The organism is Pelagibacterium nitratireducens (assembly GCF_037044555.1).
GTDB classification, from domain to species: Bacteria; Pseudomonadota; Alphaproteobacteria; order Rhizobiales; family Devosiaceae; genus Pelagibacterium; species Pelagibacterium nitratireducens.
Map to the genome: position 1 here is coordinate 2,113,165 of NZ_CP146275.1, position 25,038 is coordinate 2,138,202.

The 25,038-nt window shown below is 61.3% G+C and carries 23 protein-coding genes; 12 read left to right on the top strand and 11 right to left on the bottom strand.

From position 1 onward, the window contains the following. Window positions 1-413 precede the first annotated feature (413 nt). Genes trpD through glp form a run of 4 tightly spaced genes read left to right on the top strand, consistent with a single transcriptional unit; the run spans window position 414 to window position 3,895 of the window. On the top strand, window positions 414-1,427 hold the full coding sequence (trpD, locus tag V6617_RS10500) for an anthranilate phosphoribosyltransferase (RefSeq protein WP_338606932.1): 1,014 nt from the start codon (window positions 414-416) through the stop codon (window positions 1,425-1,427). After that, window positions 1,424-2,221, top strand: a complete 798-nt coding sequence (trpC, locus tag V6617_RS10505; RefSeq protein ID WP_338606933.1) for an indole-3-glycerol phosphate synthase TrpC — start codon at window positions 1,424-1,426, stop codon at window positions 2,219-2,221. Before trpD ends, trpC begins: the two co-directional genes overlap by 4 nt. Before the next feature lies 1 nt (window position 2,222). Then, window positions 2,223-2,708, top strand: coding sequence for a cyclic pyranopterin monophosphate synthase MoaC (gene moaC / locus V6617_RS10510; RefSeq protein WP_338606934.1), 486 nt, complete (start codon window positions 2,223-2,225; stop codon window positions 2,706-2,708). After that, on the top strand, window positions 2,705-3,895 hold the full coding sequence (gene glp, locus V6617_RS10515) for a gephyrin-like molybdotransferase Glp (RefSeq protein WP_338606935.1): 1,191 nt from the start codon (window positions 2,705-2,707) through the stop codon (window positions 3,893-3,895). Before moaC ends, glp begins: the two co-directional genes overlap by 4 nt. A gap of 2 nt (window positions 3,896-3,897) precedes the next feature. Here glp and tcuB read toward each other — a convergent pair whose 3' ends face one another. Genes tcuB through V6617_RS10530 form a run of 3 tightly spaced genes read right to left on the bottom strand, consistent with a single transcriptional unit; the run spans window position 3,898 to window position 7,102 of the window. Continuing rightward, window positions 3,898-5,019 (bottom strand): tricarballylate utilization 4Fe-4S protein TcuB, encoded by a 1,122-nt coding sequence (tcuB, locus tag V6617_RS10520; protein ID WP_338606936.1) that lies wholly within the window; start codon window positions 5,017-5,019, stop codon window positions 3,898-3,900. Then, the gene (gene tcuA, locus V6617_RS10525; protein WP_338606937.1) at window positions 5,009-6,421 is read right to left on the bottom strand and encodes an FAD-dependent tricarballylate dehydrogenase TcuA; all 1,413 of its coding nucleotides are present in this window, start codon (window positions 6,419-6,421) and stop codon (window positions 5,009-5,011) included. The genes tcuB and tcuA overlap by 11 nt, the downstream gene beginning before the upstream one ends. Before the next feature lie 3 nt (window positions 6,422-6,424). Next, window positions 6,425-7,102 carry a GntR family transcriptional regulator gene (locus tag V6617_RS10530; protein ID WP_338606938.1) on the bottom strand — a complete coding sequence of 226 codons (678 nt, stop codon included), beginning with the start codon at window positions 7,100-7,102 and terminating at the stop codon, window positions 6,425-6,427. Between the two features lie 282 nt (window positions 7,103-7,384). Here V6617_RS10530 and V6617_RS10535 point away from each other — a divergent pair, with 282 nt between their 5' ends. The 6 genes from V6617_RS10535 to rraA all read left to right on the top strand — a co-directional run bounded on the left by V6617_RS10535 (window position 7,385) and on the right by rraA (window position 12,320). Then, on the top strand, window positions 7,385-8,446 hold the full coding sequence (locus tag V6617_RS10535) for an AbrB family transcriptional regulator (protein ID WP_338606939.1): 1,062 nt from the start codon (window positions 7,385-7,387) through the stop codon (window positions 8,444-8,446). A gap of 116 nt (window positions 8,447-8,562) precedes the next feature. After that, complete coding sequence (locus tag V6617_RS10540) at window positions 8,563-8,709, top strand: hypothetical protein (RefSeq protein ID WP_338606940.1); 147 nt, start codon at window positions 8,563-8,565, stop codon at window positions 8,707-8,709. 52 nt (window positions 8,710-8,761) lie between these two features. Beyond that, window positions 8,762-9,703 carry a LysR family transcriptional regulator gene (locus V6617_RS10545; protein WP_338606941.1) on the top strand — a complete coding sequence of 314 codons (942 nt, stop codon included), beginning with the start codon at window positions 8,762-8,764 and terminating at the stop codon, window positions 9,701-9,703. Between the two features lie 78 nt (window positions 9,704-9,781). Further along, complete coding sequence (locus V6617_RS10550) at window positions 9,782-10,840, top strand: Ldh family oxidoreductase (RefSeq protein ID WP_338606942.1); 1,059 nt, start codon at window positions 9,782-9,784, stop codon at window positions 10,838-10,840. Between the two features lie 10 nt (window positions 10,841-10,850). Continuing rightward, a complete protein-coding gene (locus tag V6617_RS10555) occupies window positions 10,851-11,822 on the top strand; it encodes a D-2-hydroxyacid dehydrogenase family protein (RefSeq protein ID WP_338606943.1) in 972 nt (323 codons plus the stop codon). 15 nt (window positions 11,823-11,837) lie between these two features. Further along, window positions 11,838-12,320, top strand: a complete 483-nt coding sequence (gene rraA / locus V6617_RS10560) for a ribonuclease E activity regulator RraA (protein ID WP_338606944.1) — start codon at window positions 11,838-11,840, stop codon at window positions 12,318-12,320. A gap of 29 nt (window positions 12,321-12,349) precedes the next feature. Here rraA and V6617_RS10565 read toward each other — a convergent pair whose 3' ends face one another. The 8 genes from V6617_RS10565 to V6617_RS10600 all read right to left on the bottom strand — a co-directional run bounded on the left by V6617_RS10565 (window position 12,350) and on the right by V6617_RS10600 (window position 22,855). After that, window positions 12,350-13,735, bottom strand: a complete 1,386-nt coding sequence (locus tag V6617_RS10565; RefSeq protein WP_338606945.1) for a CoA transferase — start codon at window positions 13,733-13,735, stop codon at window positions 12,350-12,352. Beyond that, the gene (locus tag V6617_RS10570) at window positions 13,732-14,862 is read right to left on the bottom strand and encodes a 2-methylaconitate cis-trans isomerase PrpF family protein (RefSeq protein WP_338606946.1); all 1,131 of its coding nucleotides are present in this window, start codon (window positions 14,860-14,862) and stop codon (window positions 13,732-13,734) included. Before V6617_RS10570 ends, V6617_RS10565 begins: the two co-directional genes overlap by 4 nt. A 150-nt stretch (window positions 14,863-15,012) precedes the next feature. Then, entirely contained in the window at window positions 15,013-16,068 is a 1,056-nt protein-coding gene (locus tag V6617_RS10575; protein WP_338606947.1) for an isocitrate/isopropylmalate dehydrogenase family protein, read from the bottom strand. 10 nt (window positions 16,069-16,078) lie between these two features. Continuing rightward, the gene (locus tag V6617_RS10580; RefSeq protein WP_338606948.1) at window positions 16,079-17,167 is read right to left on the bottom strand and encodes a 4-oxalomesaconate tautomerase; all 1,089 of its coding nucleotides are present in this window, start codon (window positions 17,165-17,167) and stop codon (window positions 16,079-16,081) included. A 173-nt stretch (window positions 17,168-17,340) separates the two neighbouring features. After that, entirely contained in the window at window positions 17,341-19,329 is a 1,989-nt protein-coding gene (locus V6617_RS10585) for a tripartite tricarboxylate transporter permease (protein ID WP_338606949.1), read from the bottom strand. Between the two features lie 133 nt (window positions 19,330-19,462). Continuing rightward, window positions 19,463-20,569, bottom strand: a complete 1,107-nt coding sequence (locus V6617_RS10590) for a Bug family tripartite tricarboxylate transporter substrate binding protein (RefSeq protein WP_338606950.1) — start codon at window positions 20,567-20,569, stop codon at window positions 19,463-19,465. A 211-nt stretch (window positions 20,570-20,780) separates the two neighbouring features. Next, on the bottom strand, window positions 20,781-22,214 hold the full coding sequence (locus tag V6617_RS10595; RefSeq protein WP_338606951.1) for a sensor histidine kinase: 1,434 nt from the start codon (window positions 22,212-22,214) through the stop codon (window positions 20,781-20,783). Further along, window positions 22,211-22,855, bottom strand: a complete 645-nt coding sequence (locus tag V6617_RS10600; protein WP_338606952.1) for a response regulator transcription factor — start codon at window positions 22,853-22,855, stop codon at window positions 22,211-22,213. Before V6617_RS10600 ends, V6617_RS10595 begins: the two co-directional genes overlap by 4 nt. A gap of 239 nt (window positions 22,856-23,094) precedes the next feature. On the opposite strand from V6617_RS10600, the gene V6617_RS10605 reads away from it, so the two are divergent. Further along, window positions 23,095-24,192 (top strand): tripartite tricarboxylate transporter substrate-binding protein, encoded by a 1,098-nt coding sequence (locus V6617_RS10605; protein WP_338606953.1) that lies wholly within the window; start codon window positions 23,095-23,097, stop codon window positions 24,190-24,192. Window positions 24,193-24,320: 128 nt separating this feature from the next. Further along, window positions 24,321-25,028, top strand: a complete 708-nt coding sequence (lexA, locus tag V6617_RS10610) for a transcriptional repressor LexA (protein WP_338606954.1) — start codon at window positions 24,321-24,323, stop codon at window positions 25,026-25,028. Window positions 25,029-25,038: the final 10 nt, after the last annotated feature.

Here is a 25,038-nt window from a genome sequence, read left to right on the forward strand (position 1 = left end):
CAGGCCGGTCCGGGTTCCATGCGGGTCGCTGCAGGGAAGGCCCAAAGCGGACGGATGGCCGGGCGAGGATGGGAGTCCACGTCGTACTCCCGAAAGGGAGAGGGGCACCGACGGGAGGTTGGCAGGGAAAGTGGGCACCGGATTCCCGGTTCGCCAACCGACCCACTAAAAATGCCAATATCCCGGACGACAAACCCCAGCCCGAGACGCCGCCATAAGCCCAAAACCCCGGATGCGTGGGGCGATGATCGCTTCATATAAAAACTAAATCATGCGGAGCGTTCATCGCCCCATGCCGTCTCTGAGTTTTGCGATAACCGCGGTCCGATGGACCGGCGGACGCTTTGGCACGACCACTTGCTCCTGTCCGTGCGGTGCGCTACTCCGAATGCGCACCAAAGGAAGGGACGAACATGGACATCAAGGGCGCACTGAACCGGATTGCCGATGGCAAGGATTTGACCGGCACGGAAATGCGCCAGGTGATGGACATCATCATGAGCGGGGAAGCGACGGCATCCCAGATCGGCGCGTTCCTGATGGGCATGCGGGTGAAGGGCGAAACGGTGGGCGAGATCGCGGCGGCCGTTTCGATCATGCGCAACAAGATGGTGCCCGTCGAAGCGCCGGCCGATGCCATCGATATCGTGGGGACCGGCGGGGACGGCGCGGGAACGCTCAACATTTCAACCGGCGCATCCATCGTGGTGGCCGCTGCCGGGGTTCCGGTGGCAAAGCATGGCAACAGGGCCCTGTCGTCGAAGTCGGGCTCAGCCGAAGCGCTGCAAAAGCTGGGCATCAGTCTCGAGCTGACGCCCGAACAGATTTCGGCCTGCATACGCGAAGCGGGCATCGGGTTCATGTTCGCGCCCAATCACCATCCGGCCATGCGCCATGTGGGCCCTACCCGCGCAGAAATGGGCGTGCGGACCATGTTCAACCTGCTCGGTCCACAGTCCAACCCGGCCGGGGTGAAGCGCTACCTGCTGGGCGTGTTCGACAATGAGTGGGTGGAACCGGTGGCTGCCGCGCTGCTGGCCAATCAGGCGCAAGCGGCCTGGGTCGTGCATGGGGACAGCGGGCTGGACGAGCTTTCGACCACCGGGCCGTCCTTCGTCTCCCAGATCAGGAACGGCAATCTGACCTCCTTTGAGGTGACGCCCGAGGATGCGGGGCTTGCGCGCGCCAGGCTCGAAGATCTCGTCGGGGGCGATCCCGAACACAATGCCGGCGAGCTGCGCAAGCTGCTCGATGGCGCCAGGGGAGCGTATCGCGACATTGTGCTGCTCAACGCGGCCGCGGCATTCATCATCGCTGACAAGGTGCAAACGCTGCCCGAGGGTGTGGCGATGGGGGCCGAGGCGATCGATAGCGGCAAGGCCAGGGGGACGCTCGATAGACTCGTTGCCGTTTCGGGGGCGCAATGACCGATATTCTGCGCAAGATCGAGGCCTACAAGCGCGAGGAAATCGCGGCGGCCAAATCGGCCGTGCCGCTGGCCGAATTGACCGCAATGGCGCGGGAGCAGGATGCGCCGCGCGGATTTACCGCCGCGTTGCAGGCCAAGCGGGCCGCCGGGACATACGGGCTGATCGCCGAGGTCAAAAAAGCCAGTCCATCCAAAGGATTGATCCGGCCCGATTTCGATCCGCCGGTTTTGGCCAGGGCCTATCAAGACGGTGGCGCGGCGTGTCTTTCGGTTTTGACCGACACGCCATCGTTTCAGGGGCGGCCGGATTTTCTGGGCGCGGCGCGGTCGGCGACGGGACTTCCGGCGCTGCGCAAGGATTTCCTGTTCGAGCCCTATCAGGTTATCGAAGCACGCGCCTGGGGCGCGGACTGCATTCTGATCATCATGGCGTCGGTCGACGATGTTGCCGCTCGGATTTTGCTCGAGAGCGCTGCCGAATGGGGAATGGATGCGCTGGTGGAAGTTCATGACGCAGAGGAAACCGAGCGTGCGCTGGCGTTGGGCGCCGAGTTCATCGGCATCAACAACCGCAATCTGCGGACCTTTGAGGTGACGCTGGAAACCACTGTCGCTCTGGCGAAACTGGTGCCGGGCGACAAACTTCTGGTGTCGGAAAGCGGCGTCTTCACCCACGCGGATATCCAATATCTCGAGACCGAGGCTGGCGTTGGGTGTTTCCTCGTCGGGGAGAGCCTGATGCGGCAGGCCGATGTGGCGGCGGCAACCCGCACGCTTTTGACGGGAGCCTGAGATGGTGCGCGATCTGACCCATCTCGACGAGACGGGCGCGGCGCGGATCGTCGATATTTCGGGCAAGGAGGAAACCGTGCGGCGCGCGGTTGCGGGTGCCGTGTTGCACGCGACGCCCGAGATCGTCGAGGCGATTTTCGGGGGCACGCTCAAGAAGGGCGATGCGATTGCCGTGGCCCGGGTGGCCGGGATCATGGCGGCCAAGAAGACCTCCGAACTGATCCCGCTCTGCCACCCAATTCCGATAACGAAGATCGGCGTGGAGATCGAGCGCGGCGAGGCGCCCGATACCATCGCGATCGCGGCGACTGTCGAGACCGTGGGGCGGACAGGGGTTGAGATGGAGGCGCTGACCGCAGCTTCGATCACCGCGCTGACGCTTTACGACATGGCCAAGGCGTTGGACAAATCCATGACCATTTCGGGCGTGCAACTGATGGAAAAAAGCGGCGGCAAGTCTGGGGACTTCAAGCGGGTGCAAAGTTGATTTCGGTCGATGAGGCGCTGGAGCGGATTCTGAAATCCGTGCGTCCGCTTGGCAGCGAGCGGGTTGCTCTGGCCGAGGCGGCAAGACGGGTCCTGGCCGAGGATGTGTGCGCCAAGCTGTTCAACCCCGCATTCGATGTCAGCGCCATGGATGGATACGCTGTACGGGCAGAGGACGTGCAGCCCGGCGTTACGCTGAGAATGATCGGCGCTTCGCAGGCCGGGGCCGGGTTTGACGGAACGGTCGGGCCGGGCCAATGCGCGCGGATCTTTACCGGTGCGCCTGTGCCCTCCGGGGCCGATGCCGTCATCATGCAAGAAGAGACACGGGCCGAGGGCGACGCCATCACCTTTGAATGCGATGTAGCGCCGGGGCGCAGCATACGGTTTCGCGGCGAGGATTTTGGCCAAGGCGATGTGCTGGTTGCGGCAGGAGCTGCGCTCGATCCACGCAAGATCGCGTTGGCGGCGGCGGGCAATGTCGCCGACGTGGCGGTTTCAGTGCGTCCGCGTGTAGCGCTCCTGGCGACCGGGGATGAACTGGTGGCGCCGGGGGGCGTGGTTGGACCCGATCAGATCGTCGCGTCCAACTCGGTCGGGCTGGGCGCGTTCTTTACAGGGCACGGTGCGCAGGTGCGCGATCTGGGAATCGTTGCCGACGACAGGGATGTGTTGGGCGACGCGCTCGGTCGGGCGCTGGCCGAGAAGCCCGATATTTTGCTCACGACCGGCGGGGCCAGTGTCGGCGAGCACGATTTCGTGCAGGACATGCTCAAGGCGAACGGGGTCGATATCGATTTCTGGCGCATCGCCATGCGGCCAGGCAAGCCGCTGATGTTGGGCCGCACGGGCAAGACGGTGGTGTTCGGGCTGCCGGGCAATCCCGTTTCCGCACTGGTGACGGCGCGGATTTTCGTTTTGCCGGCAGTGCTGAAAATGATGGGCGGCACCCTGCCCGCTGCACTATATCTCCCGCTGGCCGAAGACTTGCCACCCAATGGACCGCGCCGGCATTTCATGCGCGGGCGGTTGGTGAGCGATGCAGAGCGCGGAACCCAGGTCGAGCCGATCCGGCAGACCGACAGCGGGCATTTATCCTCGCTGGCCTCAGCTGACGTATTGATTGTTCAGGACGAAAATTGTTCCGGCAAGGCGCGCGGCGAGATCATCGCCGCGCACTTGCTCTAGGGTCAGGAGCCCTTGGTCTGGGCGTCGCGGACGAGCGCGGCCAGACGGAAGGGGACGTGGACCATCTTGGTGTAGGGCAGCGTCAGATACAGCGCAAAGACGGCTCCCAGATGGGCTATGAGTAGCGGACGTACGCCGGGGGTGCCGGTGGCCCAATAAAGCGCCAGGCCGGTGGCGGCGGTTGCGGTGAGCAGCACCACGAAGGCCATTTCCCCGCCCCAGACCGCGGGAGCGCCGAGGTTCTTTTCGGCGCGCAGTTTGAGGGCGATGAGCCCGATGCCACCGAGTGTCATCAGGATGCCGCCCGGGACGCCGAACAGTTTGGGCAGAGAGAATAACCCATAGGGCGCTTCCATACCGAAGCCATAGTGCAGGACCGTGCCGGACGACGTGGCCGCAAAGCAGAGCACGAAGCCCCACATGACGGCCTGATGCGCCCAGCGGCGGGCCATTGTGTAGCGATCTTCATTCTCGTAATTGCAGCCCTCGGCGGCTCCGCCTGAGAGGTTCTTGAGTTTGCCGGCATCGACCAGCGCATCATGGAGATGCCTGATGGTGACGCGCTCACCGCCGACATGGCGCCAATAGCGCCAGACACCGACGGCCACGAGGGCCAGCGGCAGGAACGAAGTAACGGTGAAGAGCGTCGCCATGACGGTGTGGGAGATGACCGCATAAAAGCCCTCGCCGCTTTCGGGGCGGATGGCGTAGGCGATTATCAGGATAAACGCGATGCCAGCGGCCAGGGCACCGGCCAGCGCCATGCCGCTTTTCTGGAACAGCGCGGCCAGGCCGTTGGGCCAGATGAATTTTTCCCAGCTTTCAACGCGGACCTCGGCAAGGGCGCAGGGGAGGTTGAGGTTGAATTCGTGGGGTTCGGTGTATTGGCAGGCGTAATAGCAGCCACGGCAGTTATGGCAGAGATTGGCCAGCTGGGTTACCTCGCCGTCCGAAAAGGCGCGGTGCAGGGTCATGGCGGGAAAGACCGAGCAGTAGCCTTCGCAATAGCGGCAGGCGTTGCAGATCTCGAGCTGGCGACGGGCCTCGTTGATGGCGGCGTCCTCGCCGGTGTCGAAATCGACGGCGGTGCGGTTGGACAGGGTTCCGAGGGCATCAATTGACATGAGCGGCGGCCTCCTTGCCGGCTGTGCGTCCGAAGACGGTTCCGATGGTCATGCCGAAACCGGCGAGATAGCCCTGTCCGAGGATCGAACCGGCCATGATTTCACCGGCGGCCCAGACATTGACGTAGCGGCCATTGGCGCCGCTGACGCGGGCGGTGTCATCGACCTTGAGGCCGAGATAAGTGAAGGTGACGCCGGGGCGGAGCGAATAGCCGTAATAGGGCGGTGTATCGAGCGGGCGGGCCCAATTGGTCTTGGCGGGCTCAAGGCCCTCCGTGGCCAGGCCATCGAGTTCGGTGGGGTGGAATTTGCCCGGACGGCAGGCGGCGTTGAATTCGGCGACCGTTTTTTCGACAGCCTCGACCGGCAGCTCCATTTTCTGGGCGAGTTCGGCGATGGAACCGGCCTTGATGGCCGGGAAAACCGAGGGCATGAACAGCTTCGAGCTCTTGGCATCGATCAGGGCGTAGGCGACCTGTTCGGGCTGGGCGGCGACCAAACGGCCCCAGATGGCATAGCGTTTGGGCCAGACGTCCTCGCCTTCGTTATAAAAACGCTGGCCGTCCTTGTTGACGACGACAGAAAACGGCACGCAATCGAGTCGGGTGACAATGCCGCCATCGTATTTGGGGGCGCGGCCATCGATGGCGACGGCGTGACACTGGGTGGGATCACCAACGCTTTGGGCGCCGGCGTCGAGCATATCCTTTAGCACTTCGCCGCGATTGTAGGGTGTGCCGCGAATGAGGAAGTTCCTGGCTGCAGGGCCCCAGGCACGGGCGAGCCATTCGAGATCGGCCTGAAAGCCGCCCGAGGCGAGGACCACCGCCCTGCCCGCGATTTCGAGGTCCTTGCCGTCGACGGTGACGCGCAGTGATTCGAAAATGTCGTTTTCGATGGTGATATGGGAAACCTTGGCCTCATAGAGGATGGTGACACCCAGATCGGCGGCCGTGTTGTAATAGGCGTTGACGAGGGCTTTGCCGCCGCCAAGGAAAAAGGCGTTGGTGCGAGAAAGCGAGAGCGTGCCCGAGAGCGAGGGCTGGAAGCGCACGCCGTGCTTTTCCATCCAGGGCAGGCAGGTCTCGGAAGTGCGGATGGCCATGCGCGCCAGATGCTCGTCGGTCTTACCCTTGGTGACGAGCATTAGATCGTTGAAATATTCGTCTTCCTCATAGGCGTCGGTCAGAACGGACAGTGGGCCCTGATGCATACAGCGGAAGTTGCGGGTGTGGCGCGAATTGCCGCCGCGATAGGGTTTGGGGGCGCCTTCGAGCAGCAGAACGCGGGCGCCGGTTTCGGCTGCCTCAATCGAAGCGCAAAGCGCAGCATTGCCACCCCCGACCACGATCACGTCCCATAGTGTCTCGGTCAGCGTGGCCTGTGAGGTAGCCTCGCCCATCGTCTATTCCTCCTCGTTCTGGATCGGTCGTTCACGAAACTGGCGCAGGCGCGAGCGATGCGCGGCAAGCATGTGCTCGCGCATTGCCGCTTCGGCTCCCGCTTCGTCGCGGTTGCGCATGGCGACGAGCAGATTGGTGTGCTCATCGATGGCCTGGGCGGCACGACCTGTTTCCTCCATCGTGGAGGGGCCGAGAATGAGCATGGTCTTTTGCAGCGCGCGCATGGAATGGCCAAGATAGCGGTTGCGGGCTGCATCGAAGATCACGCGATGAAACTGGCGATTGAGCTCGTAAAGGCGCGCTCCGTCGGTCTGGGCTTCACCCATCTCGAGGTTGATCACTTCCATTTCGGAAAGCTCAACGTCCGAGGCCGTGCGGGCTGCCAGGCGAGCGGCGGTTGTTTCGAGCACGACGCGCATTTCGTAGAGTTCAGTGACTTCTGAATAATCGAGCTTGCGGATGGCAGCCCCCGAACGCGGCACGTGATTGACGAGTCCGTCCGCCTCGAGGCGCCTGATAGCCTCGCGGACGGGCGTGCGCGAAATTCCCAACCGGCTGGCGAGTTCGGTTTCCAGCAAACGGTCGCCTGGCATGAGCGTGCCCGCGCGAATTTCCGCGACCAGGCGCTGATAGGCGTCCTGCCCCTGTGGAATCTCGATACGACGTTCGGATCTTGTCATTTCCGCTCCCTTGTATCCAATTGCATACAATGGGCTTGCGGCGGAATGCAAGCCCTAGACCTTTTCCGTACCATTGAAGCGGCACGGCGTTCCAAGCCTCACCTCGTCCCGCCAATAAATCGAAAAGAGCCTCCAACTTTCTCTGACGGCATTCCACCCTGCTCGTTGCCGGCTCGCGATGGCCCAATCGCAGCTGGGCAATTGTCAGTGATGGCCTGATTGGTAGGCAGTGGATGTCCGCTCATATTGCCGAACGCTCCCCAGGCCCGGACCGACGCTATCATGCATCAGATTTACTTCTACGCCCGCACATTGATTATCGGCGCCCTTGGCGGCCTTATCGGATACCTGCTGAACTTTCCGCTTGGCTGGCTGGTGGGGGCGATGCTCTCGACGATTCCCTGCGCCATGATGGGCATTCGGGTGCCGACCCATTGGGGGCTCCGCTCGGTAATGATCGGCACCATCGGGTTGATGGCGGGGGCGGCCTTTACACCTTCCATCGTCAACCGCGCGGGTGAATGGGCGTTTTCGCTGGCAGGCGTCGCCGTGTACTGCGTGATCATTACGGCGATGGGACTGTTTATCTGCCTGAAGTTGGGCAAACTCGACCGCCCGACTGCCGCCTTTTCCGCGGCACCCGGTGGGCTTTCGGAAATTCTTGTGCTCGGGCCGGCTTACGGCGCCGACGTTCGGGCGCTCTCGCTGGTTCATGGAATGCGGCTTGCTGTGATTCTGATCATCGTTCCACTGGTCATCGTCTGGGTCGGGACCGGCAGTGGTCCCACAACAATGAACCGCACGATTGATTTCACATTGTCCATACCATTCCGGGATTACGCGATCTTGGGAGCGTGTCTGGTGATCGGAATCATCGGAGGGCGCAAGATCAGACTGCCCGGCGCGCATCTCACGGGTCCACTGATTCTATCGGGTATAGTCCATTATTTCGGGTTCACGGCGAGCAGCCCGCCGCAATTGTTCGTCATTGTGGCGCAGGTCGTAATCGGCACGTCGGTGGCGCAGTTCTTTTCCAACACCACGATCCGCCAGGTTTTGGCGGGATTGATGGTCGGCGGCGGCCTGACCGTCGTCAATCTTTGCATAGCTTCTATTTTCGCGCTCGCCTTCCAGACCTGGCTGGACATTCCATTTGCCGCCGGGCTGTTGGCGCTGGTGCCAGGCGGATTGCCGGAAATGAGCCTGATTTCAATTGCGCTGGGGCTCGATGCAGCCTTTGTCAGCCTGCACCACCTGTTCCGCGTGGTGATGGTTTTGATGTTTCTGCCCATTCTGGTTCCGCTGTGGATTCCCAAACCCGAGCGGGCGGCTCAACCCCACTAGGCGAAACACGCATTTCGCCTTGCCGTGGTGCGATAGCCCCTGTCACCAAAGGGCGATGGCGGTAGACAGTTGCGCGGCCTATCTCTTGACAGCAAGTCTCACCAGGGAGAGATGCCATGAAGATGCCAACCAAGGTCAGGGCCGCGATGTGGGCCATCGGAGAACAGATGGATCGCATCAGGCTCTACCAGAGCTTCGTGCTCCACAACGACATTCACACGCTGTCGCCCTCCGCCCGCCGTCGTCTGGGGCTGAGCGAATAGATTTTTTGCACCAGACCAAAGGCTTGGTCGAAAGTGAGGGGAAATTGCTATAGTGAGCCAAACCGAAAACCGGGACTGGTTCATGCAGCATTTCGACCCCATTACGGCTCGCCTCGTCCTCGCGCTCGCGCGGGACGGATCCATCGCCAAAACGGCCGAACGCGAGAACATCGCGCCTTCGGCCGTCAGCCGTCGTATCGCCGATCTCGAGGCCCGTATGGGAATTGTTCTGTTTGACCGGTCTGCCAGCGGGGTGTCTCTAACCTCAGCAGGCACGCGATATGCTGAAGGTTGCCGGCGGATTTTCCGCGAGATCAGCGACCTACACACGGCCATGAGCGGCTTTGCCTCGGGAGATGCCGGACAGTTGCGCATTGCTTCGTCGAGCTCAGCCCTGTCGGGGCGCTTGCCCGAACTGCTGGCGAGCTACGCAAAGAAGCACCCGGGCGTGCGGCTCGATATCCGTGAAATGGCGGGGCGGGCCACCTTGACGGCACTGGAGGATGCGCAGGTCGATCTGGCGATCTTTGCCGACAATTACGACTATTCGGCGTTCGACGCCGAGGTGTTCGAGGATGACGATGTGGGTGTTATCGCCTCGCCCGATCATCCTCTTGCAAATCAAATTCTTGCAGGTGGCCCCATAAGTTTCGATATGGCGATGAGCCATGAGGTCGTCGGGGTGCACCATATGGGCGCGCTCGATCGGCTTATCAACGAGGCGGCGCGCAAGGCTGGTCACACGTTGGGAGCCAGAGTCAGCGTGGAGAGCTTCCCATCGCTTGTACGCATGGTCGAGGCGGGATTCGGGATCGGGTTTTTGCGCAACACGTCCATTCATCTTCTGGCTGGCACCGACCTGGTGCACGCCCCGCTGGCCGAGAATTGGGCGGTGCGCAAGCTGATGATCGCCCGGCGCCCGCGTATGGCGATCGCCGCATCGGTGACCAGTTTTCTCGAGCTGGCACGCGCCGGATACCGGCACGAGAGCTGAAACAAACGGGCGGCAATCCTGCCTGCCTGTATTACAAATAGCGTGTCCGGAAGTCGGACCACATAGAGGAGGCGCAAAATGAATTCAGCGGCCCCTGCCCGCACCGTCGATGCGCAAAAGCTTCAGACGCTCGTTACGGACATTTTCAACGCTGAGGGCGTGCCAACCCCAAACGCGGCGCGTATTGCAGAATGTCTGGTGCTTGCCGACCTGCGGGGTGTCGCTTCGCACGGCGTGTCTCGGCTTTCCATCTATCTTGAGCGCATCCGACGCGGCATGGTGGAGCGCGTTCCCGAATTTGCGATGAGTGAGCCCAGCCCCGTCGCGGCGTTGCTCGATGGCGGCAATGGGTTCGGATTTCTCGCTGCGACCAAAGCCATGACCATGGCAACCGAGCGGGCCGAGCAATTCGGGATCGGCATGGTGGGGGTCAAGAACTCCAACCATTTCGGCATGGCGGCCTGCTATCTGCTGCAGGCGGTCGATGCCGGATTTGCGGCACTGGTTTTCACCAACGCCTCGCCGGCCATGCCGGTATGGGGCGGGCGCGAGCCGCTCTTGGGAACGAGCCCGTTCGCGTTCGGAGCGCCAGGCAATCCACCGATCATTCTGGACATGGCCACATCGGTGGTGGCGCGGGGCAAGATACGCCGCGCTGCGGCAGCTGGGGAACCGATCCCCGAAGGCTGGGCGCTGGACAAGGACGGCAACCCAACAACCGACGCGCAGGCGGGCTATGAAGGGCTGATCCTGCCGTTGGGCGGGCCGAAGGGTTCGGGGTTGTCGCTGATGATGGAAGTCATGGCCGGCGTGATGACCGGGGCTGCATTCGGGGGCGAAGTGCGCAACCAGTATGAGAGATTCGATGCGCCGCAGAATGTCGGGCACATGATGGTAGCGTTCAAGCCGGGGATTTTCATGGGAGAGGATTATCGCGAGCGAATGGGCGAACTGGTTTCGCGAGCCAAGGGCTCGACGCCGGTTTATTCCGATCAGCCCGTGCTGATGCCCGGTGAACCCGAAGCCTTACGGGCCGAAGAGCGGCGGCGGAACGGGATTTTGCTTGGAGGAGCCGATCTTGAGATGATCGCAAGCGAAGCGCGCTCTGTTGGCGTCGACGCGTCGGCTTACATTTAGGGGATATTCGATGACACTGAGAGTTGCCGTCCTCGACGATTATCAGAACGTGGCGCTCGGCCTGGCGGACTGGAGCAAGCTGGGACCGGATGTCGCCATTGAGGTATTCGACAGAAATCTCGGCAGCGAAGACGAAGCTGCAAAAGTGCTTTCCGGGTTCGATGTGGTCTGCCTGATGCGCGAGCGCATGGCTCTGCCAGCCTCGCTGATCGAAAGATTGCCCGATTTAAAATTGGTCAACGTGACGGGTGCTCGGGTGCGGGTGATTGATTTCGATGCAGCAGTCGCCAAGGGCATCACTGTCTGCCACACCTATGCAGGGGATTCAAAAAATGCCACGCCGGAAATGGCGTGGGGTCTCATTCTGGCAAGCGCCCGACATCTGGCTGAGGAGCATCAGCGTGTACGTGACGGCGGATGGCAGGCGAGCATCGGCACCAAGCTGGGCGGCAAGACGCTAGGGCTGGTTGGGCTGGGCAAGCTGGGCGGCCGGATGGCGCAGATCGCCAAAGCATTCGAAATGGATGTGATTGCCTGGAGCCAGAACCTGACTGAAGAGCGCGCTGCGGAGTGCGGTGCAAGGAAGGTGGATAAAGAAACGCTGTTTCGTAACGCCGATGTGGTCAGCCTGCATCTGATTCTTTCGGACCGATCCCGCCAGATCGTAGGGCGGAACGAGATCGGGCTGATGAAGAAGGACGCTATTCTCGTGAACACGTCTCGCGGCCCACTGATCGATGAGGCCGCCCTTCTCGATGCCCTGAACGCCGGAAGCATCAGGGCCGGGCTGGACGTCTATGATATCGAACCCCTGCCGGCAAACCATCCGCTGCGCAACGCTCCCAATGTGACGCTGAGCCCGCACCTGGGCTATGTAACGCAAGAGACCTATGAATTTTTCCACCGCGACATCGTGGACAACATCATTGCCTGGCGGGAGGGCGCGCCGGTGCGGGTTCTTGCAGCGCCGGAAAATCCATAAGAGGAGACTTATACAATGAACATGAAGAAGACCGCCGATCTGGTTGACGGATATGATGAAAAGCTGACTTTTTGTGATTATCCGCTGACCAAGTTCGGGCGGGCCGACGGTTTCGAGGGTGAGATCGTGACGCTCAAGACTTTTGAAGACAATGCGCTGCTGCGTGAAATTCTCGAACAGCCGGGCAAAGGACGGGTGCTGGTAGTCGATGGTGGCGGGTCGACCCGGGTGGCGATCGTGGGAGACCAGATCGCAGCGCTAGGATTGAACAATGGCTGGGCCGGGCTGGTACTCAACGGATCGATCCGCGACAGCGTCGATATCGACGCCATGGATTACGCCGTGTTCGCCGTTGGAACTTCGCCGAAAAAATCGACAAAGACGCGGGCCGGGTTTAGGGACGTGCCGGTGACGTTCGGGGACATGACTTTTACGCCCGGGCATTATCTTTATGCCGATGCGGATGGAATACTGGTTTCTGAAAAGCCAGTGGAATGAGGTGAAAATGGCTGCCGAGGCAGCCATTTTCATATCCAGTCAGGCATATGGCTCCCCAAAGGTGCCGGGGGCGCGAGCCAGCGCCAATCGGGCGACTGCAGGGGTGAACGCAAGGCTTCGATGGCACCGAAGGCGGTATCGTAGGGCACAAGATAGCCGCGCGAGCGCGCATCATCGATCGACGGACGTGTCGAGGGGGCATCAACCTGAGGGCCGAGGTGGTCGTAGGTGTTCCACATCCAATGCGCCGTGCGGGCCAGCGACAGGCGGCCAGCCCAGCTGCCACTCTGCTCCATCCTCCGAATGAGGCCAACCATGCCTGCCAACGCACCAAGATAGCCGGTGAGATAATCTAGCGGCTGGCAGGGCAGGTTTTCGGGCGGGTTCTCGCCGTCCCAGCACATGCCGACAGTGGCCTGCACCAGGCTGTCATAGCCGCGGCGGGCGGCCCAGGGGCCGGAGCGAGAGAAAGCGTCGAGATCGATATGGACGAGGCCCGGGCGAAGGCGCGTCAGCATGGCTTTGTCATAGCCCCTGCCAGGCAGTGAGCCCGGACGATAGGCATCAAGGAAGACGTCGCTTTCGGCGATGAGGGCTTCGAAGGTTGCGCGATCTTTGGGCGATGCAAGATCGAGCGTTGCAGACCGTTTGCCGAATCCTGTGTCGATGACGAGGGATTCGATGGATGGCAGGCCGGGGCCCGAAACGAGAAGAACGTCGCCACCGAATTCAGCGATGGTGCGGCCGGCCATGGGACCAGCGATGACGCGGGAGAGGTCGACCACGTGCAGGCCCGAGAGGGGTTGGTCGCCCGACGCGCTGGAACGCGGGGTGCCGTTATCGAGGCGTTCGAATTCGATCAGGGGAAGAGCTTTTATGGCGGTGTATTGAGCCTCTGCTTCCCATTCAGCGCGGGTGCGGACCGCGGCGATGCACAGACCGTTGGCGATGCCCAGCGCTTCGAGATCGAACGGATCACGCGTGCGGACCGCCCGAGCGACATCATCGACGGTGGTAACGCCGAGCAGTTTGAGGACGCCATCTTGCAGATGCGGGAAATTGCCATGCAGGAAAGCCCAGCGTCCGTTTGCGGCTTCATAAAAGCCGGTGAATGGATCGCGGAATTTTGCTGATTTTCCGTCAACGGTCAGATAGCTCGAACAGGCCATTGAGAGCCCGGCATGATACGTGCTGATGCTCACCGGGGCGGTCACGCCGTTGCGCAGTTCGTCAAGGCGCGACGCGGCAAGCCCAACGGCGGCCAGAGCGGCTACGGCGTTGGCGGTAATGGGCCACGACGTCGGGAGCGCGCTTCCATCATCGATGATTTCGAGGCGGTCGAGCGGGGCGTCGTCAAAGCCGATGCCAGAGAGCAGATCTCCAAGGACTATCGTGCAGGCCTCGACCAAGCTCATGGCAGGTCTTCCAAAGCGACATCGCCTCGCATCAGGCAGCGGGCCGTGCGAAATGCGGTGGTGCGGGTGACGCGCCATTGACCATCATTGCGGACTTCGGCCGCGACCGGCAGGACGCCCGAAGGCGTGCCGACACGAATTTCGGAATCGGAAGTTGACGACAGGCGATTGGCAAGGGTGCCGGTGATCTGGCAAGCGGTGCCCACGCACATGGCGGCGGTAAGGGTCACGGCGCGATGCACGCGTTCCATGGAGACCATGCGCACACCGATATCGTGGCCGGATGGGTCGATCATCGAACCATCGAGTGCCTTGAACGGCATGGAGGCGCAAAGAAGCGCAATCTTGGGGTTGGCCAAACGCACCGATTCGGGTGTCGAGCCGAGCCCCATCAGGACACCGCCAATACGGCGAATGCTGTCGAGCCGATCCATCATCTGAGGGATGGTTTCGATCATGTCGGGAGATTCGGTGCCTTCGAGCCCCAGCGCCGCAGCTTCGACGAAAACGACTGGATTGGTGGAGTCTACAAGCGAGACCTCGATTTGTTTGCCGTCAAGGTCGATGATGTCGATTGCATTGCCTGTGGGCAGGAGTGCTGGGGAGACCGAACCGCCAGGGTCAACGAAATCGAGCGCGATGCGTGCCCCGCTTGAGGCGACGCCAGCCAACTCAAAGGTCCCGGTCGTGATTGGCTGACCGTTTCGTGCCGGGAAGCGGGCGTGGATAATCTTATCGGTATTGACCTGATAGATACGAACGAGCGCCTCTCCATCGCCGGCTTCGACCAGCCCCATCTCAAGGGCGCAGGGGCCGACGGCAGACGAGAGATTTCCGCAATTGGCGCCCCATTCGACAATCGGCCTGTCGACGGCGATCTGGGCGAAAAGATAATCGACATCGGCATCGTCGCGCGCCGAACGCGAGAGAATGACCGCCTTGGAAAGGGACGAGAGGCCGCCGCCCATGCCGTTGAGCTGGCGGCTATTGGGATCGGGACTGCCGAGAACGTTCAGCAGAATCGGCTCTATCTCGGCCCGGTCGGATGGCAGGTCGGAGGCATTGAAGAAAACGCCCTTCGAGCTGCCACCACGATAAAAGCGGGCCGGTATCCAGGATTGGGTCATGGGGCCTCCCAAGTGTTTAGTATCCGTTGCTATCGTAGAGGCGCTACGGTTTCCATTGCGCAAAAAGCAAAGCCCCTTCGAGAGAAACGAAGGGGCCTTGGCCGGCAACAGGATGCTTGCCGGCGCGAGGCTATTGTTGCCGTGTTGACATCAAAGCGCCGCGACGACGGCTTTGGTGAAGTTCTTCGTTCCGAGCGATCCGCCGAGATCGCCGGTGCGGGTGTCAGGGTCCCCCAAAGTCTTGTCGATGGCGCTCTCAATTGCCGCGCCAGCAGAGACAAATGCGTCCCTGCCGGCCTTGCGTCCGTACCAGTCGAGCAGCATAGCGCAGGACAGGATCATCGAGGTTGGATTTGCCTTGTCCTGGCCGGCGATATCGGGAGCCGAGCCGTGCTGGGCTTGGGCGGCAGCATGTCGATCGCCAGCATTGAGCGAGCCGGCCAGGCCAAGACTGCCCGAAAGCTCAGAAGCGAGATCGGAAAGCGTATCGCCATAGAAGTTGGTTGTGCAGATGACATCGTAACGAGATGCGTCGCGCACCAGCAGGGCGGCCATGGCGTCGATCAGAACATCGTCGAGTTCTACATCGGGAAAGTCTTTTGCCACGTCGCGGACGGTCTTCAGAAACAAACCATCGGTCACCTGAAAGGCGTTTGCTTTATGGACGGCAGTGACCTTGCCGCGACGCTTGCGGGCCAGCTCAAACGAGCGGCGGGCAATCCGTTCGCAGGCAAAGGCAGTTATCTTGCGCATGGAGATCGCGACGCCTTCCACGGGCATGAATTCACCTGGCCCCGAGAACATGTTGCGGTCGGGGTACATGCCTTCGGTGTTCTCGCGCATGATGACAAGATCCATATCCGTGCCGTGATGCGGCAGGCTGGACCGCGTGCGGGCCGGTCGGACATTGGTGTAGAGGTCTAGCCCGATACGAAAGGCTGCCGAATAATTGATACCGCCCTTGTCGCGCGGGGGGTAGTCGAGATTGGACATTGGGCCAAGCAGCACGCCGTCCAGCGTTCTTGCCAAAGGCAGGATGTCATCGGGCAGGCTGGTGCCGTGGTTCTTGAGGGCGGCAAGACCGACGTCGCGATAAGTGTAATCGAGGTTCAGCCCAAATTTTGCGTCGGCCGCAGCCAAGATGTCTAGGCTTGAGGCCATGATTTCGGGTCCGATGCCATCGCCGGGGAGAACAAGCAGCTTCATAAGACTGGCCTTATTTGAGCAGGTCGGCAGGAACGTAGAGTTCGCCTGCCATCAGTTTGCGAGCCGTACGGATCGCACCACCGCTCAGAACTTCGAGATCGACACCACTGCCCTTTGTCTTGAGCGCCACGTCAAGGAGCCCAGAAGGGTGTTCAATGAGAACAAGGCGATCGTCACCCTCGGGTCGCTTTGCCAGCCCGTCGGAAATCGAACCTTCGAGCATGGCGCATGTGGATACGCACAGCCCGCCGGTGACAGCAAAGGCGGCATGGGTGTTCTGAGGCACGAAATAGCGCGCGGCGATATGCCCTTCGCCTTTGGGTTGGGACAACATCGCGACCTTGGGGATTACCTTGCCGGTGACGTCGCCGAGCCCCATGCGCTCTCCGGCGATCACACGCATGGCTTCCATACGTGCGAAGAAATCGGCATCGGCGTCGAGCTCGGACGGGGTTTCGTAGCCCGTCTTGCCCAAGTCGGCAGCGCGGAAGATCATCATCGGAACGGCCACGTCAATCAGGGTGACTTCTATGCCGTTGATCTCTTCGACGAGATTGCCGGTGGGCAGAAGCTTGCCGGTCTTAGAACCGACGATATCCATGAAGTTTAGGCGGACGGGCGCAGCTGTGCCCGGCACGCCGGCAATTTCGGTATCGCCGTCATAGATAACGCCGTCAGCATCAGTCTTGACGACGGCTTCGATGCGGCTGTTGGTATTGATGTTGAAAATGGTGACGGCAGTCTCATCGCCGGTAATTTCGACCATACCACGCTCAATAGCGAACGGGCCGACACCGGCAAGTATATTGCCGCAGGACGGGGCGGTATCCACGAACGCATCGGTGATCGAGACCTGGGCGAAGAGATAGTCTACATCGACGCCTTCGCGGCTCGATGGCTGCACCATTGCGACCTTTGAGGTGAGCGTTGTTGCGCCCCCCACCCCATCAATTTGGCGCGCATCTGGCGACCCCATGGCTGCCAGGAGAACCTTGTCGCGGCTTTCGACATCGGCCGGAAGGTCGGTGGTCACGAAATACGGGCCTTTTGAGGTCCCGCCGCGGATGAGAATGCAAGGAATGGCAGCTTGTCGGGTCATCGTCATCTTTACAGTTGTGTCTGCCCACCGGGGGCGGACGAGCTCGGTTCGATATCGGACGGGCTTTAGCAGAACCGCCCGCACCGTAGGATTGAGCAATGGTGTTGCCCGGCATCGCGCTTTGGCAATGAACGGGCGGGAGGTGCCTCGTGCACTCCCCCGCCCCTTTGGCGTTAGCGGAACGGCCAGGGAAAGCGGAACTGGCCCTGCAGGAACCCGGCCGGCATGACGAGGTTCAGTGAGCGGGCCAGAACCATCATGAAGATCGCTGCGGCGAGCGTTAGAAGAATGGTCTTGAGCCAGCTGGCCTTGGCCATCGTCCTAAGGAAGACCACAAAGAACACCAGCAGCGCCGCGAAATAGCCGGCAATGGCGACGGCGGCAACAAAGGCGGCAAGCCAGCCCAACATGGCCCATGCACCGCCCCTGACATCGTGTTCACGCGGGGTGACCTCGGTATCGAAATTGGCAGTGGATTCCGTCTTGCCCGTCAGTAGCGGCACCATGGCAACAAGCGTTGCCACGATCCCGACGACGGCGACCCATGTGGGAAAGATGCCGCCAAGCTGTGACAGGCCGAACGATTCCCAGAACACGAAGGCAAAGCCAGCAAGAACTGCAACCCCGAACAGTATCTGAGGCCATAACTGGCCCGCCTGAGCGAGTTCGGTCGTACCTTCGGTGCTGACCTTTGCCGCCTCTTCGCCCGGCCGGGTGCGGGCGCCGAGCCAGACCGACACCACCGTGAGCACGATGATACCGATAACCAGCGGACGGGTGAGAAAACCCCAACCCGAGAACTGGACTGCCTGATAAAGATATCGTTCGGCCTGGGTGGCAAGAACGAAACCGATCAGGAAGCCTGGACGCGGCCAGCCGAAGCGCTTGAGAAGAACGCCAATGGCACCCACGATCAGCAGAGCAACAAGGTCGTTGAGAGACCGGGTAGCCTGAAAGGACGCAAACGTTATGACCATGATCATGAACGGCGCGATGAGCGTGTAGCGGATGGTGGTCAGGCGCGCGATACCAGGTGCGGCGACGATGCAGAGCAGTGTGCCGATCACATTGGCCAGGGCCAGCGACCACACGATGGTGTAGGTCACATCCAGATTGCGGTCGGCCATCGCCGGACCCGGCTGGATGCCGAGGAGGATGAGGCCCGCCAGAAACACCGCCATGGACCCCGAGCCGGGGATGCCAAACAAAAGCGTGGGGATGAGCCCGCCGCCTTCCTTGGCATTGTTGGCGGATTCCGGCGCGATCACACCTCGAATATCACCCTTGCCGTATTGCGAGCGGTCCTTAGAGGTCTGAACGACGTGGCCATAGGCGATCCAGTCCACGACCGAGCCGCCAAGCCCGGGGATGGCGCCGATGACTGCACCAAGGCCCGAACAGCGTAGAGCGAGCCATTTGTAGGTCCAAGTGTCCTTGAGCCCCTGCCGCCACCCCTGCCCCAGAGAAGAAGATTTGCTGGCAATCGAGGAGCCACCGCGCAGCAGGTCGACAATTTCGGGCACGGCGAACAGGCCCAGCGCCACGATCACCAGCGGAATACCGGTCGAGAGATAGAGTAGGCCGAAATCCATGCGATACTCGCCAGTGGCTGGCGCTGCGCCGACGGCGCCGAAGGCCAGGCCCAAAGCGGCAGCAGCGACGCCCTTGGCAAGGTTGTTGCCCGAGAGGACGCCGACCATCGAGAGGCCGAAAAGAGTGAGGGCGAACAGTTCGGCCGAGGAAAAGCTCAGGATAAGCGGGCGGGCGATAACAACAAAGCCGGTAAGGATCAGGGCGCCGAACAGACCGCCCATGAGCGAAGCCGAGAACGCCGCCGACAACGCGCGGGCAGCCTGCCCCTTCTTGGCGAGTGGAAATCCATCGAGAACGGTTGCCTGACTGGCCGTCGAGCCTGGAATGCCCATCAGCACCGACGCAAAGGTGTCGGAGGTGGGAATGATGGCGACGAGGCCGATAAGCATGGCCAGTGCCGAGGTTTGATCCATGCCGTAGAGGAAAGGCAGCAGCAGTGACAAACCGACGATGCCGCCAAGGCCGGGCAGAATGCCAATGACCAGGCCCAGCAGCACGCCGAGGGTCAGAAACATCATGTGGTGAGGGGTCAGCAGTTCAGCGAGCGCTGAAAAAAGTACGTCGAGCATATTGGTTACTCGTGAGTTTTGCCGAACGCAGGTTCGGGTGCCGGCGCAGCATTATCGCGGAGCACGACAAGCGCGCATCAGGAAAGCGACGGCGCCGCGGCTCTCTGAGCCGCGGCGCCGCTGAAAACACGGCCTATTCGAGAGTGACCTGGTAGTTCTCTGTCAGGAACTGACGCACCCAGTCACGGGCCACAGGGTCGATGGTCGTCGCAGCGGTGTAAACACCGGCTACCTCGTCACCGACGGCCTGGTCGTATTCACCCAAGATTTCAACCTTTGCGGCCTGGAGTTCAGGATCTGCGACGGCGTCGACGAAAGCCTGACGGTAGGCCGCCACGATCTCAGGTGGAGTTCCGTTGGGAAGCATGGCCGGCTTCTGGGCAGCAAAGCCCGAACCAAAGAAGGCGAGATAGGCCTGCAGTTCGATTCCTGCTGCGCCCATTTCACCATGAACCATTTCGTAAGCTTCAAGGAAGTGTGGCAGATCGGGGAAGGTCGGGTCACGCTGGACGTTGCCTTCCGAATCGAGCACGCCCCAGGAAAAGAGCGGAACAGCGTCGCCGGCTTCGACAAGCGGGACTACGTTGGTGAGGTAGGCCGACGAGGTCTGGTAATCGATTGTGGCTTCGCCACGCTCGAATGCCAGACGGCCATCGCCGCGGCCGGTCATGCCGAAGACATGACGCACGTCGAGGCCCAGCACTTCAAAGGCCAAAAGCGGAACGAGATCGAGCGAGGTTGCGCCCTGGCTGGCATAAACCAGTTCGGTGCCCATGAGCTCGCCCATTTCGGATGCGTCGGAAATCCCGAGGCTGGCCGGGACGTAAACCACACCGCCGGTCGGGGAAACCAGAACGGGCTCAAGTTCGGCGTAGTCATATTGAACGCGGCTATCGCCGAGCAGGAACGGGAACTGGGTCGAACCCGACGTACCAAGCAGAGAAAGTCCATCGGGTTCGGCGCGTGCGACGAATTCGTTGGCGCCGGTGATCGAGCCGCCGCCGGGGACGTTGCGAACGATCACGTTTGGTTGCCCGGGCAGGTGCTTGGACAGATAGGGTGCGTAAAAGCGCGCCCAGACGTCGGACCCCCCACCTTCTGAGAACGGAATCCACCATTCAACTGTCTGGCCGGAAAAGTCGACCTCCTGGGCCTGAACAGAGGCCGGCGCAATGGCAATCGAGGCCGCCATAACGGCGGACACGGCCAAACCCCGCGCGAAGCGAAGTGCATTTTTCATATAGGATCCTCCCATAGAGTTCGCGGGCAGACCTCCGCATCGTCCCCACGCCGCGCCTCCCCAGCGGCCTTCGGTCCATCCGAGCGTTGCACCCTGATTTTCTCCGGCCTTTGCCGAGGCATGGCAAGGAAATGCGGAAACAACGGATGTCTGCTGGAATGCATCATGCAACACCAAGCTGTCGGAAAGCTGTCCGGCACAAAACCCGCGACTATTCGGCCGCCATCGCCCCGTTCCCAGGGCCCTGAGCGGCCTTTTGCGATTGGGCTACGGGCAGTTCGAGGCGTATCGTGCAACCGCTTTCGACGGAGATGATACCAACATCACCCCCCGCCCGTTGAGCAATGGCCCGGACGATAGACAGGCCAAGACCGCATCCTCCATCGCTGTCGTCGGACAGCCGCACAAATCTGTCGAACACCCGGTCGCTGGCTTCGGGCGGAATACCGGGACCATCATCGGAAACGGTTAGGGCGGCCATATTGCCCACACGCTCGACAACGAGCGAAAGCCGTCCGCCTTCGGCACAGCCATATTTGAGACCATTGTCGATGAGATTGTCGATCGCCTCTTCAAGCATAACGCGGTTGCCGGCAACCGGCAGGGGCTCGGTGGCAGATTCAAGTTCTATATCGACATGGGCCTTGAGGGCTCGGGGCACATGCCGGCGGGCCACATCGGCGACCAGCCGGGTGAGGTCGGATGGTGGTTGAAGGTCGTCGCCCCTGCCCTCATTGGCGATGTCGAAATTGAGCAATTGATGGCTCATGCGCGAAAGCTGGCGCGCCGCTTGCGCCAAATCCTGCAGACGGGCCGTGCGACCGTGGTCGCTGCTCGCGCTGAGGGCGGCCTCGGCCTGGGCCTGAATGGCGGCAACTGGATTGCGCAATTGATGGGCCGCGTTGCCGATAAAGGCGTTGCGCCTATCGAGTTCGTCCTTGAGCCGGGCAAACAGGCTGTTGATGGTCTCGACCAATGGAGCAACCTCGTGGGGCACAGGGCGGCGGATGGGGCGCAAATCGCTGGCCGAGCGCAATCCCACGGCGCTTCGCAAATCGGTGAGCGGGGTCAGACCCCGATTGATGCCGAACCAGAACAGAACCGCTGCAGAGCCAACGATAAGCAGGAGATTGAAAACAGATTGGCCAACGAGCGAGAGAGACAGAGCCTGCCGTTGGGTGACCGTTTGCCAAACCTGAACCGTGGTCCAGCCATCGAAATCGATATCAGCTATGAATTCACGCAGGATGACAGCTCGGACCGGTCGACCGTTGTATGTGCTGTCGAAAAAGACCGGTGTGCCACCCGGAACCACCAGGTTGGCCGAGGGCACCGGCGCGTCGGAGTGGCCGGTCACGAAGCGGCCGTCGGCGGCGCGAACCTGATAATAGATCGGATCGCCCAGCGCGCCGACCAGAGAATCAAGCAGCGCATCGGCAACAAGGTCACCCTTGGTCAGCACAACCTCGCGGGCAACGGCGTGTGCCACCACCTTGAGCGTGTCGTCGTAGAGGTCTTTGGACATGTTCTGCGCCGACCAATAGCGCACGGCGCTCGAGGCCAAGGCAACAAAGATCAACGGTACGACCAGCAGCACAAAAAGCCGGGCGCGAAGGCTTCGTGTACTGACTGGTCCAGCGCTCATTGGACCGCCACCGGGCGGAGCACATAGCCGAGCCCGCGGATAGCCCTTATTGTGATGCCGAACGGTTCGATCTTGCGGCGCAGGCGGGACACCAGCAACTCGACAGCGTTGACGTCGATATCGGCACCTGTCCCATAGATGCTGTCGCACAGGGCGTCCTTGGGCACGACACGCTCGGCATGGTCGAACAACACCTCCCAAAGCGCAAGTTCGCGCCGGGGAAGAGCTATCAGTCCATCAGGGCCTACGAGCTGACGCGAAAGCCTGTCGTAGCTGAGCTGTCCCATGGCCTCAATGTTGTGCACACGCTGGCCCCTGCGGCGCCCCAGGGCGCGCACGCGCGCATTGAGCTCGGCCATTTCGAAGGGCTTGGTCATGTAGTCATCGGCGCCCGCGTCGAGTCCGATGATACGGTCATGGAGGCTGTCGCGGGCCGTCAGCACAAGCACGGGAATATCGTTGCGTTCGGTGCCCAGAGTGCGAATGACATCGAGGCCACTGCGTTTGGGAAGGTTGATATCGACAATGGCCAGATCGGCGCCCTCGGTTGACAGAAATTGAGCGCCATCATCGCCATTGGCCAGCCAATCGACGGCGTGCCCTTCGTCCTGTAATGACTGAATGACTGCGCGCGCCAACATTGTGTTGTCTTCGATCAAAACGATGCGCAAACGCCTCTACCTTCCGTGTTCATTTTTTCAACAGCGGGGATCGCGCGGCGCAAAGCCCCTTCTGTTTGGACAATGTGACCCCGCCGGGACCTGGCTGGCAAGCAAATTTCCGTGAGGGGTGGCCTCGCGCCCAATGAGGCGTTAGACATTGGCCGGACCGGCCTGCGCTCGGAGGATCATCGGTTCACGCCTGTCATTGGAGGAGGATTATGAGCGGACTGCTGCGTTGGGCACGGGCCTTGAGCGCGGGATTTGGATTGTCTCTGGCTCCCGCGACCACGGCCTTCGCCGAGGTCAGTTTCCAGGGCGAGACCATCGAGTGGATCATTCCCTTTAGCCGGAGCGGCGGATCGGATACCTGGGCGCGGTTCAATGCGCCATTTCTGAGCCGGCACCTGCCGGGTCATCCAGAAATCGAAATCGTCAATGAACCCGGCGGAGGCGGCACCCGTGGTCCCAACACGTTTGCCAGCCGTGCCCGGCCGGACGGGCTGACCATTCTGGGGACTTCGGGATCGACACAATTTCCCTACCTGCTGGGCGATCTGCGTGTGCGTTACGATTACAAGGACTGGGAAGTGGTGATGGTAGCACCGACCGGAGGGGTGGTTTACGTCGCGCCCGGAACGGGGGTCGAGGGTCCCGACGACATCGACAGGCTTGCCGACCAGACCCTGGTGTTTGCGAGCCAGGGGCCAACATCGCTCGACCTCGTTCCCATGCTGGCCTTCCGGTTACTTGGTTTTGATGTCAGCTATGTGTTCGGCTACACCGGTCGCGCCGACGGGCTGATCGCCATGGAACGAGGCGAAGTCAGCATCGACTACCAGACAACGGCCTCGTACTTGCGCAACGTTGTTCCGATGGCCGAGGCCGGCGACGCCGTGCCACTTATGAGTTGGGGCATCCTCGACGAAAATGGTGTGATGCAGCGCGATCCGACCTTTCCCGATCTGCCCATCGTCGAAGAAGTGTATGAGATGTTACACGGCGAGCCGCCTTCCGGGCCCGACTATGAGGCCTATCGCGCTTTCAATATCGCCGGATTTGCCGCTCAGAAGATGGTGATTCTACCGGGCGGCACGCCGCCGGAAATCGTCGAGACATGGCGCCAAGCCTGGCGTGATATCTTTGCCGACCCCCAGTATCGCGCCGAAGTTTCAAGCGTTCTGGGGGCCTATGAGCAGGTCACCGATCGCGCGGCGGAAGCCCTGTTTATCGAAGGGACGACGATCGATCCGGCGGTCCGCAAGCGTATACTCGACATGCTCTCGAACGAATATGCGGTGCGGTTGAGCGATCAATAGAACGCACCGGCCGGCAATCGAGAGGCGCTGCTAGAGCCGTGATTACAGTGGACGCTTGCGGAACATTTACGGAACATGTATAAAAGTTCAATATTTGTTCCGATTCGACGCCGCCGAGGGATCCGCCAATGTTGACGCGTAAACAGCACGAACTTCTGATGTTCATCCATGAGCGGATGAAAGAGAGCGGCATTCCGCCCTCGTTCGACGAAATGAAGGAAGCGCTGGATCTGAAATCGAAGTCGGGCATCCACCGGCTCATCACGGCGCTGGAAGAGCGTGGCTTTATCCGCCGTTTGCCCAACCGGGCTCGAGCGCTCGAAGTCGTTAAGCTGCCGGATTCGATGAATCCGTCGCTGGGCGGGCGTAAGGCGCGGTTTGAACCTTCGGTGATCGAGGGTACGCTGGGCAAGGTGCCAGCCAAGACCGTGGCGCCCCGCCAGGACAATGGCGGATCGGTGGCCATTCCGGTGATGGGGCGCATTGCGGCGGGTGTGCCGATCGAGGCGATCCAGACTCACTCTCATTCCATTGCGGTTCCACCCGAAATGCTGGGTTCTGGAGAACATTTCGCACTCGAAGTGCGGGGGGATTCGATGATCGATGCCGGGATTTTCGACGGCGATACTGTCTTGATTCGCAAGCAGGATGCTGCCGGAAATGGTGAGATCGTTGTCGCGCTGGTCGATGACGAGGAAGCAACCCTTAAACGCCTGCGCAAGAAGGGAAACGCCGTGGCGCTGGAGGCGGCCAACCCGGCTTACGAAACCCGGATTTTCGGTCCTGACCGCGTGAAGGTTCAGGGACGTCTGGTGGGATTGCTGCGGCGCTACTAGATTTTCTTTG